We start from the raw sequence: 19,789 nt of genomic DNA, 5'->3' as shown, positions 1-19,789 counted from the left end.
GAACCGGGATGGCACTGCCCGGCCTGCGCGTTAGGGTCCATGAATATGAGGGCAGGGGAGCCCCCGTTGCCCGCAGAAGACGTAAGACGGCCCGGCGCCGTCGTAAGACGAGCAGGTGGATACGTGACGAATCTGATGCCCTCCGCCGCCGGCGAGCCTTCCATCGGTGGTGGCCTCGGCGACCAGGTCTACAACCGGCTGCTCAACGAGCGGATCATCTTCCTCGGCCAGCCGGTCGACGACGACATCGCGAACAAGATCACCGCGCAGCTGCTGCTCCTTGCCGCTGACCCGGAAAAGGACATCTACCTCTACATCAACAGCCCCGGCGGCTCGATCACGGCCGGCATGGCGATCTACGACACCATGCAGTACATCAAGAACGACGTGGTGACCATCGCCATGGGCCTCGCCGCCTCGATGGGCCAGTTCCTGCTCAGCGCGGGCACCCCCGGCAAGCGCTTCGCGCTGCCGAACGCCGAGATCCTGATCCACCAGCCCTCCGCGGGCCTGGCCGGCTCGGCCTCCGACATCAAGATCCACGCCGAGCGGCTGCTGCACACCAAGAAGCGCATGGCCGAGCTCACAGCGCAGCACACCGGTCAGACGATCGAGCAGATCACCCGGGACTCGGACCGCGACCGCTGGTTCGACGCCCACGAGGCCAAGGAGTACGGCCTCATCGACGACGTGATGGAAACGGCCGCCGGTATGCCGGGTGGCGGCGGCACCGGGGCCTGAGGCCCCAGGACAGCCCCCAGCCGACCGCCTCAGCCCCTAGGAGACAGACAGTGAACGACTTCCCCGGCAACGGCCTGTACGACCGCACGCGCGCCGAGTACGCGGGCCCCGTGGCCGAGTCCCGGTACGTCATCCCGCGCTTCGTCGAGCGCACCTCGCAGGGCATTCGCGAGTACGACCCGTACGCGAAGCTCTTCGAGGAGCGCGTGATCTTCCTCGGCGTGCAGATCGACGACGCCTCCGCCAACGACGTCATGGCGCAGCTGCTGTGCCTGGAGTCGATGGACCCCGACCGTGACATCTCGGTCTACATCAACAGCCCGGGCGGCTCCTTCACCGCGCTCACGGCCATCTACGACACGATGCAGTTCGTGAAGCCGGACATCCAGACGGTCTGCATGGGCCAGGCGGCGTCCGCCGCGGCCATCCTGCTGGCCGCCGGCACGCCCGGCAAGCGCATGGCGCTGCCCAACGCGCGTGTGCTGATCCACCAGCCGTACAGTGAGACCGGCCGCGGTCAGGTCTCCGACCTGGAGATCGCCGCCAACGAGATCCTCCGGATGCGCGCGCAGCTGGAGGAGATGCTGGCCAAGCACTCCACCACGCCGATCGAGAAGATCCGCGAGGACATCGAGCGCGACAAGATCCTCACGGCCGAGGACGCGCTGTCGTACGGGCTGATCGACCAGATCATCTCCACCCGGAAGATGAACAACGCCGACGTTCGCTGACGCGGACGGGTAATGTCTGCTGCCCCTTGGCACGGTTTGGGACGGTGCACGTCAAAGTGAACCGCGCCAAGGGGGGCCCGAACGGGGGGCCAGGCAAGGTACCGTCGACATAAGGCAGCACCAGGAGCCGCTGGATTCGAAAACGTCCAGGCGTCTCCCAGGCGAAGGGGAAGCACACCGTGGCACGCATCGGTGACGGCGGCGATCTGCTCAAGTGCTCGTTCTGCGGCAAGAGCCAGAAGCAGGTCAAGAAGCTCATCGCAGGCCCTGGTGTGTACATCTGCGACGAGTGCATCGATCTCTGCAACGAGATCATCGAGGAAGAGCTCGCGGAGACCAGTGAGGTCCGCTGGGAGGAACTGCCCAAGCCGCGCGAGATCTACGAGTTCCTCGAGGGCTACGTGGTCGGCCAGGAGGCGGCGAAGAAGGCCCTCTCCGTCGCCGTCTACAACCACTACAAGCGCGTTCAGGCCGGCGAGAACGGCGGCGGTCAAAGCCGCGAGGACGCCATCGAGTTGGCGAAGTCCAACATCCTGCTGCTGGGCCCCACGGGCTCCGGCAAGACGCTGCTCGCGCAGACCCTGGCGCGCATGCTGAACGTCCCGTTCGCCATCGCCGACGCGACGGCGCTGACAGAGGCGGGCTACGTCGGCGAGGACGTCGAGAACATCCTGCTGAAGCTGATCCAGGCGGCCGACTACGACGTCAAGAAGGCCGAGACCGGGATCATCTACATCGACGAGATCGACAAGGTCGCGCGGAAGAGTGAAAATCCGTCGATCACGCGGGACGTCAGCGGTGAGGGCGTCCAGCAGGCCCTGCTGAAGATCCTGGAAGGCACGACGGCCTCGGTCCCGCCCCAGGGCGGCCGCAAGCACCCGCACCAGGAGTTCATCCAGATCGACACGACGAACGTCCTGTTCATCGTGGGCGGTGCCTTCGCGGGCCTGGAGAAGCTCATCGAGTCCCGGGCAGGCGCCAAGGGCATCGGCTTCGGCGCGACGATCCGCTCCAAGCGCGAGCTGGAGGCCAAGGACCAGTTCGAGGACGTCATGCCCGAGGACCTGGTCAAGTTCGGCATGATCCCCGAGTTCATCGGCCGCCTCCCCGTCATCACCTCGGTCCACAACCTCGACCGCGAGGCCCTGCTCCAGATCCTCGTCGAGCCGCGCAACGCGCTGGTGAAGCAGTACCAGCGCCTCTTCGAACTGGACGGCGTGGAGCTCGACTTCGAGCGCGAGGCCCTGGAGGCCATCGCCGACCAGGCCATCCTCCGCCAGACCGGCGCGCGCGGCCTGCGCGCCATCATGGAGGAGGTCCTGATGTCGGTGATGTACGAGGTACCGTCCCGCAAGGACGTCGCCCGGGTCGTCATCACGGCGGACGTCGTTCACTCGAACGTGAACCCGACGCTGATCCCGCGGGATGCGCGGGGGCGCGGGCCTGGCGAGCAGAAGACGGCGTAGCCGCGCGGCTGACGTATCGCGACAGACGCACGAAGGGGCCCCGGTCGACCGACCGGGGCCCCTTCGCATTCGCAGTTGACGAGCCGGGCGTCAGGCCTTGACGCGGACCTCCGCGCGCACCTTCGTGGTGATGTCGATGGCTACGTCCTTGGTGATGCCCGTCGTGGCGTCAGTCGGCGACACCAGGGCGATGGTGCTGTAGTCGGCCCAGGCGCAGAACCAGTTGGTCTGCTCCTGCTTGGTCATCAGGTTCTGGCCCTTGGTCGACTGGCACTTCATGACCGCGCCGTCGAGGTCGGCGGACTCGGGCTCGCCGACCAGTTCGGTCTTCGGGGCGCTGCTGCTGCCGGAGGAGGAGTCCTCCTCGGCGGACTTCTTGAAGGACGCGAAGAACGCGTCCAGAGCCTTCTCCGGGTCGGCGATCTCGCCGTAGGCGCCCGCGAAATAGATGTTCTTGGCCTTCGCCAACTCGCCCAGATCGGGCGTGGTGCTGTTCGGGTCGCTGGGGTCGTAACTCGAGAGGTCCGCGGTCGAATAGGCACCGGTCACGTCGGTGCCGTTCTTGACGCCGCTCTTCTCCAGCTCCGACGCCGAGTCGCCGCTGGACGACTGCCCCTCGTTGCCGATTCGCGTGTAGTCGCTGAGCAGCTTCTGAGGCGTCGCCAGCTTGTGCGCGCCGTCGTCCTCAAGGCTGCCCGCGCCGCCGCCCCCACCGATCACGAAGTATGCCCCGACGCCGATCGCCGCCACGACGGCCACCGCGCCGATGATCAGGCCGGTCTTCTTGTTGCCGCCACCCGGCGCCGGCGGCTGCGGCATCCCGTACGGGGCCTGGCCGTAGGGCGGCTGCTGACCGTACGGGGGCTGCTGGCCGTAGGGCTGCTGGGGCGGGACGCCCTGTGGCGGCTGCTGCGGGTAGCCGTATCCGGGCTGGGGCTGGGCCGGAGGGGCCTGCTGGGGGTAGCCGTAGCCGGGCTGGGGCGCCTGCGGCTGCTGGCCGTACGGACCTGGCTGGCCGTACGGACCGGGCTGCTGGGGCTGCCCGCCGTACGGGCCCGGCTGGTTGTAGCTCATTTCTGGGTTCCCCTCCAGATGCTTATGCGTTCACGACATCCTGGCGCAAACACAGGGGACGCACGGCACCGGGGTGCCCACCGTTACAGAACAAACGCGTTTCGGGACACGCCCGGGACACCCCTAAACTGAGCGGGTGACCGAGAACGCTCAGCAGCAGCCACCAGCGCCCGACACCGAACTGCCGACCCAGTACGCGCCGGCCGATGTAGAGGGGCCGCTGTACGAGCGCTGGGTAGAGCGGGGTTACTTCGAGGCGGACGAGAAGAGCGACAAGCCGCCGTACACCATCGTCATCCCGCCGCCGAACGTCACGGGCAGCCTGCACCTCGGGCACGCCTTCGAGCACACCCTCATCGACGCCCTCACGCGCCGTAAGCGCATGCAGGGTTATGAGACGCTGTGGCAGCCCGGCATGGACCACGCCGGTATCGCCACGCAGAACGTCGTCGAGCGCGAGCTCGGCAAGGAGGGCAAGTCCCGGCACGACCTGGGCCGTGAGGCCTTCGTCGAGCGGGTCTGGCAGTGGAAGGCCGAGTCCGGCGGGCAGATCAGCGGGCAGATGCGCCGCCTCGGTGACGGCGTCGCGTGGTCGCGTGAGCGCTTCACCATGGACGAGGGGCTGTCCCAGGCAGTCCAGACCATCTTCAAGCGGCTCTACGACGACGAGCTGATCTATCGCGCCGAGCGCATCATCAACTGGTGCCCGCGCTGCCTGACCGCCATCTCGGACATCGAGGTGGAGTACCAGGACGACGACGGCGAGCTCGTCTCCATCCGCTACGGCGAGGGCGACGACTCCATCGTCGTGGCGACGACCCGCGCGGAGACGATGCTCGGCGACACCGCCATCGCCGTCCACCCGGAGGACGAGCGGTACCTCCACCTCGTCGGCCGTGACATCGAGCTGCCGCTCACCGGCCGCCGTATCCCCGTCGTCGCCGACGAGCACGTCGACCCCGAGTTCGGCACCGGCGCCGTCAAGGTCACCCCGGCGCACGACCCGAACGACTTCGAGATCGGCCAGCGGCACAGCCTGCCGTCCCTCACCGTCATGGACGAGCACGCCGTCATCACCGCGCACGGGCCCTTCCAGGGCCTGGACCGTCTCGAGGCCCGCTCGGCCATCGTCGCCGCGCTGCGCGCCGAGGGCCGGATCGTCGCGGAGAAGCGGCCGTACGTCCACTCGGTCGGCCACTGCTCGCGCTGCAAGACCACCATCGAGCCGCGCCTGTCGATGCAGTGGTGGGTCAAGGTCGGCCCGCTCGCGAAGGCCGCCGGTGACGCGGTCCGCGACGGCAAGGTCAAGATCCATCCGCAGGAGATGGAGAAGCGGTACTTCGACTGGGTCGACAACCTCCACGACTGGTGTATTTCGCGGCAGTTGTGGTGGGGTCACCGCATTCCGGTCTGGTATGGCCCGGAGGGTGAGGTCGTCTGCGTCGGCCCCGACGAACAGCCGCCGAGCGGTGAGGGCTGGCGTCAGGACACAGACGTCCTCGACACCTGGTTCTCCTCCGGCCTCTGGCCGTTCTCCACGCTCGGTTGGCCCGAACAGACCGAGTCGCTCGCGAAGTTCTACCCGAACTCCGTCCTGGTCACCGGCTACGACATCCTCTTCTTCTGGGTCGCCCGGATGATGATGTTCGGCCTGTACGCGATGGACGGGACCCCGCCGTTCCACACCATCGCCCTGCACGGCATGGTCCGCGACCAGTTCGGCAAGAAGATGTCGAAGTCCTTCGGCAACGCGGTCAACCCGCTGGACTGGATGGACAAGTACGGCAGCGATGCGCTGAGGTTCACCCTCGCCCGTGGTGCGAACCCCGGCGTCGACGTCCCGATCGGCGAGGACTGGGTCCAGGGCTCGCGGAACTTCGCCAACAAGATCTGGAACGCGACGCGCTTCGCGCTGATGAACGGCGCGACGGTCGAGGGCCCGCTGCCGGAGCCGGCGGCGATGTCGTCGACGGACCGCTGGATTCTGTCGAGGCTGAACTCGGTCGTCGCCGAAGTCGACGCGTTCTACGACGACTTCCAGTTCGCCAAGCTGTCCGACGCGCTCTTCCACTTCGCATGGGACGAGGTCTTCGACTGGTACGTCGAGCTGTCCAAGACGACGTTCCAGGCGGGCGGCGAGGCGGCCGAGGTCAGCAAGCGCGTCCTGGGCGAGGTCCTCGACGTCACCCTGAAGCTGCTGCACCCGGTGGTCCCGTTCGTCACGGAGACCCTGTGGACCACCCTCACGGGCGGCGAGTCGGTCGTGATCGCCGAGTGGCCGAAGGACAGTGGCTTCCGGGACGCGGCGGCCGAGCAGGAGATCGCCGTTCTGCAACAGGTCATCACCGAGGTCCGCCGCTTCCGCGCCGACCAGGGCCTGCAGCCGGGCCAGCGCGTCCCGGCCCGCCTGACCCTGGACAGCACGGCGCTCGCCCCGCACGAGCCGGCCATCCGCCAGCTGCTGCGCCTCCAGCCGGAGGGCGACGCCTTCACGGCCACGGCGACGCTGCCGGTGGCGGGAGCCGAGGTCGCGCTCGACCTGTCCGGCGCGATCGACGTCGCGGCCGAGCGCAAGCGCCTCGCGAAGGACCTGGCGGCGGCCGAGAAGGAGAAGGCCCAGGCCACGGCCAAGCTCGGCAACGAGGCGTTCCTCGCGAAGGCCCCCGACAATGTCGTGGAGAAGATCCGCGGCCGCCTGGCAAAGGCGGACGAGGACATCGCACGGATTGCCGCACAGCTGGACCGCCTGCCGCAGGCGTAGGTGTTCGTACGTCGATGAAGGCCCCCGGAGCTTCTTGGTTCCGGGGGCCTTCGCCGACCCGCTTGGGGGCGCGGGGCCGTGTCGACAGGCGGCGGCTCCGCCGCGTGGGCGCGACCAGCCACGACGCAGCCGCAGACGCCGGACGACACCACGCACCCCACGCCGTGGGCGCACTGTCGGTCGGCCTCCGTAGACTGACCCCGTGAGTGAGAGCGACCCCTTCGACGAGATCATCGCGGAAGAAACCGACCGTGACCCCGATCTCGCGGTCATCGAGGCCGGCAGCCGCACCCTGCGCACCCAGGGCGGCCTGCCGCAGGCAGACGTGCCCGCGCGTCCCGAGGACCCCGAGGTCGACAAGGCCCTGCGCGAGGTCGAGGCGGAGCTCGCGACGCGCTGGGGCGAGACCAAGCTGGAGCCGTCCGTCAGCCGCATCGCCGCGCTCATGGACGTCCTGGGTGAGCCGCAGCGGTCGTACCCCTCGATCCACATCACCGGTACCAACGGCAAGACGTCGACCGCCCGCATGATCGAGGCCCTCCTCGGCGCCTTCGAGCTGCGCACCGGCCGCTACACCTCGCCGCACGTCCAGTCGATCACCGAGCGGATCAGCCTGGACGGCGCCGCGATCTCCGCCGAGCGCTTCATCGAGACGTACCACGACATCAAGCCGTACATCGAGATGGTCGACGCCTCGCAGGAGTACCGACTGTCCTTCTTCGAGGTGCTCACGGGCATGGCGTACGCCGCCTTCGCCGACGCGCCCGTCGATGTCGCCGTCGTGGAAGTGGGGATGGGCGGCTCCTGGGACGCCACGAACGTCATCGACGGTGATGTCGCCGTCGTGACGCCCATAGACCTCGACCACACCGACCGCCTCGGCACCACTGCGGGCGAGATCGCCGGTGAGAAGGCCGGCATCATCAAGCAGGACGCCACCGTGATCATGGCCCAGCAGCCGGTGGACGCGGCTCAGGTGCTGCTGAAGAAGGCCGTCGAGGTCGACGCGACCGTGGCCCGTGAGGGGCTGGAGTTCGGGGTCGTGTCGCGGCAGGTCGCCGTCGGCGGGCAGCTGGCGACCCTGCGCGGGCTGGGCGGTGAGTACACCGAGGTGTATCTGCCGTTGCACGGCGCGCACCAGGCGCACAACGCCGCCGTCGCCCTCGCCGCCGTGGAGGCGTTCTTCGGCGTCGGCGCCGCGCGGGCCGAGCCGCTCGACGTCGACACCGTCCGCAAGGCCTTCGCCGCCGTCGCCTCGCCGGGGCGGATGGAGGTCGTACGGCGGTCGCCGACCGTCGTGCTGGACGCGGCCCACAACCCGGCCGGTGCGCGGGTCACCGCCGAGGCGATCGGGGAGGCCTTCGACTTCAGCCGGCTGATCGGGGTCGTGGGCGCGAGCGGCGACAAGAACGTGCGCGGACTGCTGGAGGCCTTCGAGCCGATCTTCGCCGAGGTCGTCGTCACGCAGAACTCCTCGCACCGCGCCATGGACGCCGACGAACTCGCCGCCATCGCCGTCGAGATCTTCGGTGACGAACGCGTGCAGGTCGAGCCGCGGTTGCCGGACGCCCTGGAGGCCGCGATCACGCTGGCCGAGGAGGAGGGCGAGTTCGCGGGCGGCGGCGTGCTGGTCACCGGGTCCGTCATCACGGTCGGCGAAGCCCGGCTGCTGCTCGGGAAGGGCTGAGTCCGGAAGATGCGTACGCTCTGTTCCTCGACCCTGATCGGCGAGTTCTTCGTCATCGGCTTCGCCGGTCTGGTCGCCATGAAGGATCCCGACCTGTCCATGTCGACGGTGTGGACGGTCAGCGGCATCGCGATGTTCCTGTGCGTGCTGCTGTGCGGCCTGGTGACCCGGCCCGGCGGCGTGGCCCTCGGCTGGGCCCTGCAGATCGCGCTGATCGCCTCCGGCTTCATCGTGCCGACGATGTTCTTCCTGGGCGTGGTCTTCGCGGCGCTGTGGTGGGCGTCGGTCCACTTCGGCAGGAAGGTCGACGAGGCGAAGGCGAGATTCGCCGCCCAGGGCGACTCCTCTACCCCTGACGCTGCGTAACAAGGGCCCGGACACGCCCTGTAACCTCATCCCACCGCACCACCGGCAGTAAGAAGGAGCCCTTCCGTGACCCAGCGCACCCTCGTCCTCCTCAAGCCCGACGCCGTCCGTCGAGGCCTGACAGGCGAGATCATCAGCCGTATCGAGCGCAAGGCCGGCTGGCAGATCACCGCGCTGGAACTGCGCACGCTGGACCAGGAGACGCTGGAGCAGCACTACGGCGAGCACAAGGGCAAGCCCTTCTACGAGCCGCTGGTGGAGTTCATGGCCTCGGGCCCGGTCGTCGCGCTGATCGTCGAGGGCGAGCGGGTCATCGAGGGGCTGCGTCAGCTCGCCGGCCCGACCGATCCGATCGCCGCCGCGCCGGGCTCCATCCGCGGTGACTACGGTGTGATCGTCCGCGAGAACCTCATCCACGCCTCCGACTCCGAGGAGTCCGCCGAGCGCGAGGTGAAGATCTTCTTTCCGGGTCGCGCGTAGCGCCTGCGGCGGTTGACCAAAAAGGGTGTGGGGACTGAAGTCTCCACACCCGAGTGCATATGCGCGGCGATCGAGGGAACGAGTGCCCCCGATGGCCCGTCTCCACAAGCGGGGCGACTCGCCATCTGATGACAATGGCGAAGACCCTCCCGCAGTGTTCGCGAAGGCGCGTCTACGATGGAAGCCTTCACGTCACAGCACCCACTTCGCCGACCTGAAAAGCCATCAAAAGCTCCCAGGAAGGCCAGACGAATCCTGATGGGGAACTCAATGTCGTTCATCGGCCGTGACATGGCTGTCGACCTCGGGACCGCCAACACGCTGGTGTACGTCAGGGGTCGCGGGATCGTACTCAACGAGCCGTCCGTCGTCGCGATCAACACCAACACCGGTGGCATCCTCGCGGTCGGTGCCGAAGCGAAGAAGATGATCGGGCGCACGCCCGGCAACATCGTTGCCGTACGTCCGTTGAAGGACGGCGTGATCGCCGACTTCGAGATCACCGAGCGGATGCTCCGCTACTTCATCCTGAAGATCCACAAGCGGCGGTATCTGGCTCGCCCGCGGGTCGTCGTCTGTGTGCCCTCGGGCATCACCGGCGTCGAGCGCCGCGCCGTCATCGAGGCGTCGTCCCAGGCCGGCGCCCGCCAGGTGCACATCATCGAGGAGCCGATGGCCGCGGCCATCGGCTCCGGCCTGCCGGTCCACGAGGCCACGGGCAACATGGTGGTCGACATCGGCGGCGGCACCACGGAGGTCGCGGTCATCTCCCTCGGCGGCATCGTCACCGCCCAGTCCATCCGCGTCGCGGGCGACGAACTGGACAACGCGATCATCCAGCACATCAAGAAGGAGTACTCCCTTCTGCTGGGTGAGCGCACGGCCGAGCAGATCAAGATCACGATCGGTTCGGCGTACGACCTCGACGCTGACGAGCACACCGAAATCCGCGGCCGGGACCTCGTCTCCGGGCTGCCGAAGACCGTCGTCATCTCCGCGGCCGAAGTGCGCAAGGCCATCGAGGAACCGGTCAACGCGATCGTGGACGCGGTGAAGACGACCCTCGACAAGTGCCCGCCGGAGCTGTCCGGCGACATCATGGACCGAGGAATCGTTCTGACCGGCGGCGGCGCCCTGCTGCGCGGCCTCGACGAGCGCCTGCGCCGCGAGACCGGCATGCCGATCCACATCGCCGAGGACCCGCTGGACAGCGTGGCGCTCGGCTCCGGCAAGTGCGTCGAGGAGTTCGAGGCGTTGCAGCAGGTGCTGGACGCCCAGCCGCGCAGATGACGTAACTCTTCGATTCCGCCGTACGGGATGATCTCCTCTCGTACGGCGGATCGTTGATATAGAGGCATAAGCTCCCCGAAGAGCCTCGAAACCTCCGCATACAAGCTCTGCATACAACCTCTGCAGACAAGCTCCGCAGACAAACTCCGTATACAGAACCCTTCGGGTTTCCCAGGGGTTTCCGCAATTCCTATGAGGAAGGGCACGGCCGCCGCACGTGAGGGACACACGAGAGAGCCGGCTGCTCCTGGTGCTGCTGATCGCCATCGCGTTCGCGTTGATCACGGTGGACATCCGCGGCGGTGAGGATTCCCCTGTCGACGGCGCCCGATCCGCCGCCGCCACGGTTTTCGGCCCGATCGAGAACAGCGTGTCCGCGGCGGTCGACCCGGTCGGCAACGCGGTCGCCGCGATCCGCGACTCCGGCGAGCGCCACGACCGACTCGCCCGGCTGGAGCAGGAGAACGCCGCCCTCAAGGCGAAGCTCGGCAGCGACGACCGCGACCGCAGCCGGCTGCGGCAGCTGGACAAGATGCTGAAGATCGCGGGGCAGGGCCAGTACGGCATCAAGGGCGCCGAGGTCATCGCCATAGGAGCGGCTCAGGGCTTCTCCTGGACGATCACCATCGACGCCGGCGCGAACGACGGCATCCAGCGCGACATGACCGTCCTGAACGGGGACGGGCTGGTCGGGCGGGTCACCACCGTCGGCCCGAACACCGCGACCGTGCTCCTCGCCAACGACCCCGACTTCACCGTCGGCACCCGCATGGAGGCCAGCGACGAGCTCGGCTTCGCCTCCGGCCAGGGCGACCGACCGCTGCGCGTCGAACTCCTCAACGGCAAGGCCGAGGTGAAGAAGGGCGACCGGCTCGTCACCTTCGGCTCCCAGGCCGACAAGCCCTTCGTGCCCGGCGTCCCCGTCGGAGTCGTCTCCCGTGTCGACCCGTCCGGCGGCAACCTGACCCGCACCCTGTACGTCACGCCGTACGTCGGCTTCAGCAAGCTCGACATCGTCGGTGTCGTCGTCCAGGCCCCCGCGAAGGACCCACGCGACACTGTGCTCCCCGACAAACCCGAGCCGACCCCCACGCCCACCGTGACGGTGACCGTCACGCCGTCCGGCGTGCCCCCGGTCGACGGCCAATACCAGTACGAGCAAGAGCAGTAGGAGCTGAAGCCACATGCGCGTCAACCGGATCCTGCTCTCCTCCGCCCTGGTCGTCGTCGCCCTGGTGGTCCAGGTGAGCGTCCTTGCCCGCCTCCACCTCCCGGGCGCCGTCCCCGACCTGCTGCTCCTCACCGTTCTGGGCCTCGCCATGGTCTACGGCCATGTCGGCGGCGCCCTCGTCGGCTTCGGCGCCGGGCTGCTCGCCGACCTCGCCCCGCCCGCCGACCACGCCGCCGGCCGCTATGCGCTGGTGCTGTGCGTGATCGGCTACCTCGCCGGGCTCGCCAAGCCGGAGAACGGCCGGCTCAAGTCGGCCACCGGGCCGATGGTGGTCGTGGTGGTCGCCGCGATCGGATCGACTCTGCTGTACGCCGGTGTCGGTGCCCTCGTCGGCGACACCGCCGCTCGCCATGTCGGGCTCGGCAGCCTGCTGTTCACGGCCGCGCTGTACGACCTGCTGCTGGCGCCGTTCGTGGTGCCCGGCATCATGGCGCTGGCCCGGCGCGCGGAGAACGACCCGCTCGCGGAGACCAACTCCCAGGCGAAGAAGCCCAGCATCTCCTCCGGCTGGCTCTCCGGCGGCACCGGCCTGCGCATCGGCGGCCAGCGCGGCGGGCTCGGCGGGGTGAAGAGCGGCCTGAAGGTGAAGGCCGGGCGGGCGCGGACGGCGCGTGCCGGGCGCATCAAGGGGGTCAAGCGGCTGTGAGGGCAGCGGAGTTCACCGAAACGAGTGAGCCCGGCCGGAACCCGGCCTCGCGGGCCCTTCGTTCATCACTCGTACACACACAGCCGTATGCGCACTGGTACTCGCACCGGTACTCGCACTGAGAGGGGGAGGCAGCCGCAGTGACCAACATCCCCGAGACCGGCCGGACGCCACGCGTCCAGATCCGGCTCATCGTCATCCAAGTCCTCGTCCTCTCCCTCCTCGGCACCCTCGGCGGGCGCCTGTGGTACCTGCAGATCCGCGAGGGCGACGCCTACGCCAAGGAGGCGTCCGGCAACCACGTCCAGCAGGTCGTCCAGCCCGCCGTCCGCGGCTCGATCCTGGACGCGCGCGGAGTGCCCCTCGCCGACAACGAGACACGGCTCGTGGTCTCCGCCTCCCGTACCGACCTGCTGAAGATGAAGGACGACGGCAAGGACGTCCTCACCAAGCTGGCCGGTGTGCTGGGCATGACGCCCAAGGAGGTCATGGAGAAGGTCCGGCTCTGCGACGCCGAGACGCCGCAGCCGTGCTGGAACGGCTCGCCGTACCAGCCGATCCCCATCACCGACGAGGCCACCCCCAAGCAGGCCCTGCAGATCCGTGAGCGCGCCGAGGACTTCCCCGGCATCAGCGCCGAGCCACAGGCCCTGCGCCGCTACCCGAGCCCCGGCGAGGCCAACACCGCCCAGGTCCTCGGCTATCTCTCCCCGGTCACCGACGAGGAGCTCCAGCAGGCCCAGGACACCGACTCGCCCTACCTGCGCTCCGACCAGGTCGGCCGCTCCGGCCTGGAGCGCGAGTACGACAAGGAGCTGCGCGGCAAGGCCGGCGTCACCCGCTACGAGGTCGACAACCTCGGCCGGGTCATCGGCCAGGCCGAGGCCGACGCCGCTCAGGCCGGCTCCAACCTCGTCACCAGCATCGACGCCCGCGTGCAGCGGGTCGCCGAGTACGAGCTGAACGACGCGATGAAGAAGGCCCGCGAGGGGTGGGACCGCAACACCAACGAGCGGTACAAGGCCGACTCGGGCGCGGTCGTCGTGATGGAGGCCAAGACCGGCCGCATCGTCGCCATGGCGTCCAACCCGACGTACGACCCGAACGCCTGGGTGGGCGGCATCTCCGCCAAGGACTACAAGAAGCTCACCGGCAAAGCCTCCAACTACCCGCTGCTCAACCGCGCGATCCAGGGCCAGTCGGCGCCCGGCTCCATCTTCAAGGTCGTCCCGACGGCCGCCGCCGTGAACGCGGGCTACTCCTTCGAAGGCCCGTACCAGTGCTCCAGCTCGTACTCGATCGGCGGCCAGGTCTTCAAGAACTTCGAGGTCAAGGGGTACGGTCCGATCAGCCTGGGTCGCGCCCTGGAGGTCTCCTGCGACACCGTCTTCTACCGCCTCGCGCACGAGGAGTGGAAGCGGGACGGCGGCACCAAGCCGAAGAAGAACGCCAAGGACTGGTTCTACAAGACCGCCCACCAGTTCGGCCTCGGCGCGGAGACCGGCATCGACCTCCCCAACGAGGTCACCGGCCGCATCCCCGACCGCAAGTGGAAGCAGGACTACTGGAAGGCCAACAAGGACGCCTGGTGCAAGTACGGCAAGAAGGGCGGCTCGTACGCCGAGCAGATCGCCTACGAGAACTGCCTCGAAGGCAACCGGATGCGCGCCGGTGACTCGGTCAACTACTCCATCGGACAGGGCGACACCCTCGTCACCCCCATCCAGATGGCCACCATCTACGCGGCCATCTCCAACGGCGGCACCCTGTACGACCCCACTGTCGGCAAGGCCGTCCTGAGCGCCGACGGCAAGAGCGTGCAGGAGATCAAGCCCAAGTCGCACGGCAAGCTGCCCATAAGCCGGCAGACGCTGGCCGAGATGGACGACGCCCTCGCCGGTGTCGCCACCCGCGGTACCGCAGCCTGGCGGTTCGCCGATGTCGGCTGGCCGCAGGACAAGATCCCGATGCACGCCAAGACCGGTACCGCGGAGGTCTACGGCAAGCAGACGACCTCGTGGTTCGCGACGTACACCAAGGACTACACGGTCGTCATGACGATCTCCCAGGGTGGTACGGGTTCCGGCGCCTCGGGTCCGGCCGTGCGCAACATCTACGACGCGCTGTACGGCGTCTCCGACGACGGCACGATCAACAAGAAGAACGCGCTGCTGCCGACGCCGCAGAAGAGCCTGCCGAAGGTCCGCACGGACGGGACCATCACCTCGCCGAAGGTCTCCAAGGACCCGGCGAAGGAGCAGCGGGCCACTCAGAAGAACGAGGCCGCGCCGGACGAGCAGCAGCTCGCCGGGACGGTCGCGACGCCCACGGCCGAGAACCGGGACACCCGGCGCAGGCGTAGCAGGAGCCGCAGGCGGGGAAGCCGGAGGTTGCTCACATGACCGGCGTCAACAGCTTCCAGGTCTCCGGGTACGGGCCCGAACGGGCGGGCTGGACCCGCCTGTTCGCCCGCGACTCGCTCGCCCGTCGGCTCGACTGGCCGATACTGCTGGCGGCGACGGCCCTGTCGCTGATCGGCTCGCTGCTCGTCTTCTCGGCGACCCGCAACCGCACCGAGCTCAACCAGGGCGACCAGTACTACTTCCTGGTCCGGCATCTGCTGAACACCGGCATCGGCCTCGCCCTGATGGTCGGCACGGTCTGGCTCGGCCACCGCACCCTGCGCACCGCGGTGCCGATCCTGTACGGCCTCTCGGTCTTCCTGATCCTGCTGGTGCTCACCCCGCTCGGCTCCACGATCAACGGCGCCCACTCCTGGATCAAGCTCCCCGGCGGCTTCTCCCTCCAGCCCTCGGAGTTCGTGAAGGTCACGATCATCCTGGGCATGGCGATGCTGCTGGCGACGAGAGTGGACGCGGGGGACAGGCAGTACCCCGACCACCGCACGGTGGTGCAGGCGCTGGGCCTGGCCGCCGTACCGATGCTGATCGTGATGCTCATGCCCGACCTCGGCTCGGTCATGGTGATGGTGGTGATCGTGCTGGGCGTGCTGCTCGCGTCCGGGGCCTCCAACCGCTGGGTCTTCGGGCTGATCGGCGCGGGGACGATGGGCGCCATCGCGGTCTGGCAGCTGGGCGTCCTGGACGACTACCAGATCGCCCGCTTCGCGGCCTTCGCGAACCCCAGCCTCGACCCCGCGGGCGTTGGCTACAACACCAACCAGGCGCGCATCGCGATCGGTTCGGGCGGGCTGTCGGGCTCCGGGCTGTTCCACGGTTCGCAGACGACCGGCCAGTTCGTGCCGGAGCAGCAGACCGACTTCGTCTTCACGGTGGCGGGGGAGGAGCTGGGCTTCGTCGGTGGCGGGCTGATCATCCTGCTCCTCGGCGTGATCCTGTGGCGGGCCTGCCGTATCGCGCGCGAGACGACCGAGCTGTACGGGACGATCGTCGCGGCGGGCATCGTGGCGTGGTTCGCCTTCCAGGCGTTCGAGAACATCGGGATGACGCTGGGGATCATGCCGGTGACCGGCCTGCCGCTGCCGTTCGTGTCGTACGGCGGGTCGTCGATGTTCGCGGTGTGGGTGGCGGTGGGGTTGCTGCAGTCGATCCGGGTGCAGCGTCCGATGTCCGCGTAGGCCTCCGGCGGCGGGGCCGTTGGGCGGTGACCGTTGGCCAGGGCGGCGTCCTTGAGGGGGCCGCCCGCCAGGCCCCGCTCAGGCCTGCACGGCCTCGGCTTCCATCGCCGGACGGGATGAGTGGGTTTACCTGGGGTTCACGGCCGGTAAGCCCTGTCACCACGTCGTGACTCCCACTAGATTCGGGTCATGGCGGACACAAAGCGCGAGATCGAGCGGAAGTACGAATCCGACCACAGTGGCTTGCCCGACCTGACCGGTGTCGCCGGGGTCGAGACCGTCGTCGACAAGGGTGTGGTCCACCTGGACGCCACCTATTACGACACCGTGGACGAACGCCTCACCGCGTCCTCGATCACCCTGCGCCGCCGCACCGGCGGATCGGACGCGGGCTGGCACCTGAAGTTCCCCGTCTCCGAGGGCGTCCGCGACGAGATCCGCGCACCGCTCTCCGACACCCTTCCCGACGAACTCGCCGCTCTGGTCCGCTCCCGGGTCAGGGACGTCGACCTGCTGCCCGTGGTCCGGCTGCGCTCGGACCGTGACGTGCGCGACCTCCTCGACGCGGAGGGACGGCTGCTGGCGGAGGTCAGTGTGGACGCCGTGCACGCCGAGCGGCTCAGTGGCGGCGTCGGTGACGTCCAGTGGACCGAGATCGAGGTGGAGCTCGCCGACGGCGGCGACCCGGCCTTCCTCGACAAGGTGGAGAAGCGGCTGCGCAAGGCGGGTGTACGGCCGTCCGCGTCCTCCTCGAAGCTGGGCCGGGCCCTCGCGGAGACCGCCCCCAAGAAGAAGCGTTCCTCCGCCTCGTTCGACGCCCCCGTGACCGCCGGCGACCACGTGCTCGCGTACGTCCGTGCCCAGCGGGACGCGATCGTCGAGCTCGACCCGGCCGTACGCCAGGACGTCGAGGACTCCGTGCACAGCATGCGCGTCGCCACCCGCCGGATGCGCGGCACCTTCAAGTCGTACGGCAAAGTCCTGGACCGGGCCGTCACCGATCCGATCGGCGACGAGCTGAAGTGGCTGGCCGGCGAGCTGGGCGTGGACCGGGACCGCGAGGTGCTGACCGAGCGGCTGACGGCGGCCCTCGACGAGGTGCCCGGCACCCTGGTCTCCGGCCCGGTCTCGGAGCGCCTGGACACCTGGGCGAGCGCCAAGCACGGCGGGGCCCGCGGCAAGCTGATCGGCGTCCTGGACTCCCAGCGCTATCTCGCCCTGCTCGACACCCTGGACGCGCTGATCGCGGACCCGCCGCTGCTGAAGGCGGCCGGGAAGAAGCCCCACACGGTGATCGCCAAGGCCGTGCGGAAGGACTTCCGGAAGGTCACCGGGCTCGTCGGGCAGGCGCTGGAGCTGGAGCCCGGCACCGACCGGGACGTCGCGATCCACGAGGCCCGCAAGAAGACCAAGCGCACCCGTTACGCGGCCGAGGCGGCCTGCCCGGTCCTCGGCAAGCCCGCCAAGGCCATGGTCAAGTCCATGAAGTCCCTGCAGAACCTGCTCGGGGAGCACCAGGACAGCGTGATGGCCCGGCAGACTCTGCGCGAGCTGTCCGCGGTTGCCCACGCAGCGGGGGAGAGCGCCTTCACGTACGGGCTGCTCTACGGCCGTGAGGAGCAGCGGGCGCAGGCCGTGGAGGCCGAGCTGCCCGGGTTCTGGGACGGGATCAAGGGCGAGGCGGACACCCTCTGACCTTCCGGGCGTACGGGGGGTGGTCGCGGCCGCGTTAGGCTAGATGGTCACCCCTGTCAGTTCTGTCCCGCTCACGAAGGTCGCGAGATGCCTGCCGAAGTCGCTGCGTCGGTGTTCCCGCAGCTCGAAGCTCTGCTCCCGCATGTGCAGAAGCCGATCCAGTACGTCGGCGGAGAGCTCAACTCCACGGTCAAGCCGTGGGAGTCCTGTGACGTCCGCTGGGCGCTCATGTACCCGGACGCGTACGAGGTCGGTCTGCCCAACCAGGGCGTCATGATCCTTTACGAGGTCCTGAACGAGCAGGAGGGCGTCCTCGCCGAGCGCACGTACAGCGTGTGGCCGGACCTGGAGGCGCTCATGCGCGAGCAGGGCGTCCCGCAGTTCACGGTGGACAGCCACCGGCCGGTGCGCGCGTTCGACGTGTTCGGGCTGAGCTTCTCCACCGAGCTGGGCTACACGAACATGCTGACGGCCCTGGACCTGGCGGGCATCCCGCTGGAGTCGAAGGACCGGACGATCGACGACCCGATCGTGCTGGCCGGCGGCCATGCTGCGTTCAACCCCGAGCCGATCGCGGACTTCATCGACGCGGCGATCATCGGCGACGGTGAGCAGGCCGTGCTGGACATGACGAAGATCATCCGCGAGTGGAAGGCGGAGGGGCAGCCGGGCGGCCGCGAGGAGGTCCTCCTCCGCCTCGCGAAGACGGGCTCGGTGTACATCCCGGCGTTCTACGACGTCGAGTACCTCTCCGACGGCCGTATCGCCCGCGTCGTACCGAACAAGTCGGGTGTCCCGTGGCGCGTGTCGAAGCACACCGTCATGGACCTCGACGAGTGGCCGTACCCCAAGCAGCCCCTCGTCCCCCTCGCCGAGACGGTCCACGAGCGCATGTCGGTGGAGATCTTCCGCGGCTGCACCCGGGGCTGCCGCTTCTGCCAGGCGGGCATGATCACGCGCCCGGTGCGCGAGCGCTCGATCACGGGCATCGGCGACATGGTCGACAAGGGCCTGAAGGCGACGGGCTTCGAAGAGGTCGGGCTCCTGTCCCTCTCGTCGGCCGACCACAGCGAGATCGGCGACATCGCGAAGGGCCTGGCGGACAGGTACGAGGAGGACAAGATCGGCCTGTCCCTCCCCTCCACCCGCGTGGACGCGTTCAACGTGGACCTGGCGAACGAGCTCACGAGGAACGGTCGCAGGTCGGGCCTGACCTTCGCCCCCGAGGGCGGCTCCGAGCGCATGCGCAAGGTCATCAACAAGATGGTCTCGGAAGAGGACCTGATCCGTACGGTCGCGACGGCGTACGGCAACGGCTGGCGCCAGGTGAAGCTGTACTTCATGTGCGGCCTGCCGACGGAGACCGACGACGACGTCCTGCAGATCGCGGACATGGCGATGAACGTGATCGCCAAGGGCCGTGAGGTCTCCAGGTCCAACGACATCCGCTGCACGGTCTCGATCGGCGGCTTCGTCCCCAAGCCCCACACGCCGTTCCAGTGGGCGCCGCAGCTGAGCGCGGAGGAGACGGACGCCCGTCTGGAGAAACTCCGCGACAAGATCCGCGGCGACAAGAAGTACGGCCGCTCGATCGGCTTCCGCTACCACGACGGCAAGCCCGGCATCGTCGAGGGCCTCCTGTCCCGGGGCGACCGCCGCATCGGCTCGGTCATCCGCGCGGTCTACGAGGACGGCGGCCGCTTCGACGGCTGGCGCGAGCACTTCTCCTACGACCGCTGGATGAGTTGCGCCGACAAGGCGCTGGCCCCCTTCGGTGTCGACGTCGACTGGTACACGACGCGCGAGCGCACGTACGAGGAGGTCCTGCCCTGGGACCACCTCGACTCCGGCCTCGACAAGGACTGGCTCTGGGAGGACTGGCAGGACGCCCTCGACGAGACCGAGGTGGAGGACTGCCGGTGGACGCCGTGCTTCGACTGTGGGGTGTGCCCGCAGATGGACACGGCTATACAAATTGGCCCCACCGGCAAGAAGCTGCTCCCGCTCACGGTCAAGAAGTAGC

At 68.6% G+C, this 19,789-nt stretch carries 15 protein-coding genes; 14 read left to right on the top strand and 1 reads right to left on the bottom strand.

What is annotated here, in order from left to right; all coding sequences use genetic code 11:
- The first annotated feature begins 135 nt into the window (after positions 1–135).
- The 3 genes from PBV52_RS15370 (at position 136) to clpX (ending at position 2,938) form a co-directional block, all read left to right on the top strand.
- Positions 136–741 (top strand): ATP-dependent Clp protease proteolytic subunit, encoded by a 606-nt coding sequence (locus PBV52_RS15370; RefSeq protein WP_128428974.1) that lies wholly within the window; start codon positions 136–138, stop codon positions 739–741.
- 50 nt (positions 742–791) lie between these two features.
- A complete protein-coding gene (locus PBV52_RS15365) occupies positions 792–1,472 on the top strand; it encodes an ATP-dependent Clp protease proteolytic subunit (RefSeq protein ID WP_274238924.1) in 681 nt (226 codons plus the stop codon).
- 179 nt (positions 1,473–1,651) lie between these two features.
- Positions 1,652–2,938 carry an ATP-dependent Clp protease ATP-binding subunit ClpX gene (gene clpX / locus PBV52_RS15360; RefSeq protein WP_274238923.1) on the top strand — a complete coding sequence of 429 codons (1,287 nt, stop codon included), beginning with the start codon at positions 1,652–1,654 and terminating at the stop codon, positions 2,936–2,938.
- A 90-nt stretch (positions 2,939–3,028) separates the two neighbouring features.
- Here the strand turns inward: clpX and PBV52_RS15355 are convergent, their stop codons facing one another.
- Positions 3,029–4,012: a hypothetical protein gene (locus tag PBV52_RS15355; protein ID WP_274238922.1), complete on the bottom strand. Its 984-nt coding sequence runs from the start codon at positions 4,010–4,012 to the stop codon at positions 3,029–3,031.
- 136 nt (positions 4,013–4,148) lie between these two features.
- On the opposite strand from PBV52_RS15355, the gene PBV52_RS15350 reads away from it, so the two are divergent.
- The 11 genes from PBV52_RS15350 to PBV52_RS15300 all read left to right on the top strand — a co-directional run bounded on the left by PBV52_RS15350 (position 4,149) and on the right by PBV52_RS15300 (position 19,788).
- Entirely contained in the window at positions 4,149–6,773 is a 2,625-nt protein-coding gene (locus tag PBV52_RS15350) for a valine--tRNA ligase (RefSeq protein WP_274238921.1), read from the top strand.
- Positions 6,774–6,975: 202 nt separating this feature from the next.
- A complete protein-coding gene (locus PBV52_RS15345; RefSeq protein ID WP_274238920.1) occupies positions 6,976–8,460 on the top strand; it encodes a folylpolyglutamate synthase/dihydrofolate synthase family protein in 1,485 nt (494 codons plus the stop codon).
- A gap of 9 nt (positions 8,461–8,469) precedes the next feature.
- Entirely contained in the window at positions 8,470–8,826 is a 357-nt protein-coding gene (locus PBV52_RS15340; protein ID WP_274238919.1) for a DUF4233 domain-containing protein, read from the top strand.
- A 66-nt stretch (positions 8,827–8,892) separates the two neighbouring features.
- A complete protein-coding gene (ndk, locus tag PBV52_RS15335; protein WP_004001296.1) occupies positions 8,893–9,306 on the top strand; it encodes a nucleoside-diphosphate kinase in 414 nt (137 codons plus the stop codon).
- Between the two features lie 270 nt (positions 9,307–9,576).
- A complete protein-coding gene (locus PBV52_RS15330; RefSeq protein WP_004931372.1) occupies positions 9,577–10,596 on the top strand; it encodes a rod shape-determining protein in 1,020 nt (339 codons plus the stop codon).
- 217 nt (positions 10,597–10,813) lie between these two features.
- Complete coding sequence (gene mreC / locus PBV52_RS15325) at positions 10,814–11,767, top strand: rod shape-determining protein MreC (protein ID WP_274238918.1); 954 nt, start codon at positions 10,814–10,816, stop codon at positions 11,765–11,767.
- A 13-nt stretch (positions 11,768–11,780) separates the two neighbouring features.
- Positions 11,781–12,473: a rod shape-determining protein MreD gene (gene mreD / locus PBV52_RS15320; RefSeq protein ID WP_274238917.1), complete on the top strand. Its 693-nt coding sequence runs from the start codon at positions 11,781–11,783 to the stop codon at positions 12,471–12,473.
- A gap of 140 nt (positions 12,474–12,613) precedes the next feature.
- Positions 12,614–14,875 (top strand): penicillin-binding protein 2, encoded by a 2,262-nt coding sequence (gene mrdA, locus PBV52_RS15315; protein ID WP_274238916.1) that lies wholly within the window; start codon positions 12,614–12,616, stop codon positions 14,873–14,875.
- Entirely contained in the window at positions 14,872–16,071 is a 1,200-nt protein-coding gene (gene rodA, locus PBV52_RS15310) for a rod shape-determining protein RodA (protein ID WP_274238915.1), read from the top strand. Before mrdA ends, rodA begins: the two co-directional genes overlap by 4 nt.
- A 189-nt stretch (positions 16,072–16,260) precedes the next feature.
- Entirely contained in the window at positions 16,261–17,766 is a 1,506-nt protein-coding gene (locus PBV52_RS15305; RefSeq protein ID WP_274238914.1) for a CYTH and CHAD domain-containing protein, read from the top strand.
- An 87-nt stretch (positions 17,767–17,853) separates the two neighbouring features.
- Positions 17,854–19,788, top strand: a complete 1,935-nt coding sequence (locus PBV52_RS15300) for a TIGR03960 family B12-binding radical SAM protein (RefSeq protein ID WP_274238913.1) — start codon at positions 17,854–17,856, stop codon at positions 19,786–19,788.
- Position 19,789 lies beyond the last annotated feature (1 nt).

The sequence above is a fragment of the Streptomyces sp. T12 genome, from assembly GCF_028736035.1.
In the GTDB taxonomy this organism is placed as follows: Bacteria; Actinomycetota; Actinomycetes; order Streptomycetales; family Streptomycetaceae; genus Streptomyces.
This window is presented reverse-complemented; position numbering and strand designations above follow the sequence as displayed.

What these genes read in the sequence shown, in the direction of transcription:
- PBV52_RS15370 (WP_128428974.1), top strand. Translation starts at nt 136, where the DNA reads ATGCCCTCCGCCGCCGGCGAGCCTTCCATCGGTGGTGGCCTCGGCGAC.
- PBV52_RS15355 (WP_274238922.1), bottom strand. Translation starts at nt 4,012, where the DNA reads ATGAGCTACAACCAGCCGGGCCCGTACGGCGGGCAGCCCCAGCAGCCC.
- PBV52_RS15340 (WP_274238919.1), top strand. Translation starts at nt 8,470, where the DNA reads ATGCGTACGCTCTGTTCCTCGACCCTGATCGGCGAGTTCTTCGTCATC.
- PBV52_RS15330 (WP_004931372.1), top strand. Translation starts at nt 9,577, where the DNA reads ATGTCGTTCATCGGCCGTGACATGGCTGTCGACCTCGGGACCGCCAAC.
- mreD (WP_274238917.1), top strand. Translation starts at nt 11,781, where the DNA reads ATGCGCGTCAACCGGATCCTGCTCTCCTCCGCCCTGGTCGTCGTCGCC.
- rodA (WP_274238915.1), top strand. Translation starts at nt 14,872, where the DNA reads ATGACCGGCGTCAACAGCTTCCAGGTCTCCGGGTACGGGCCCGAACGG.
- PBV52_RS15305 (WP_274238914.1), top strand. Translation starts at nt 16,261, where the DNA reads ATGGCGGACACAAAGCGCGAGATCGAGCGGAAGTACGAATCCGACCAC.
- PBV52_RS15300 (WP_274238913.1), top strand. Translation starts at nt 17,854, where the DNA reads ATGCCTGCCGAAGTCGCTGCGTCGGTGTTCCCGCAGCTCGAAGCTCTG.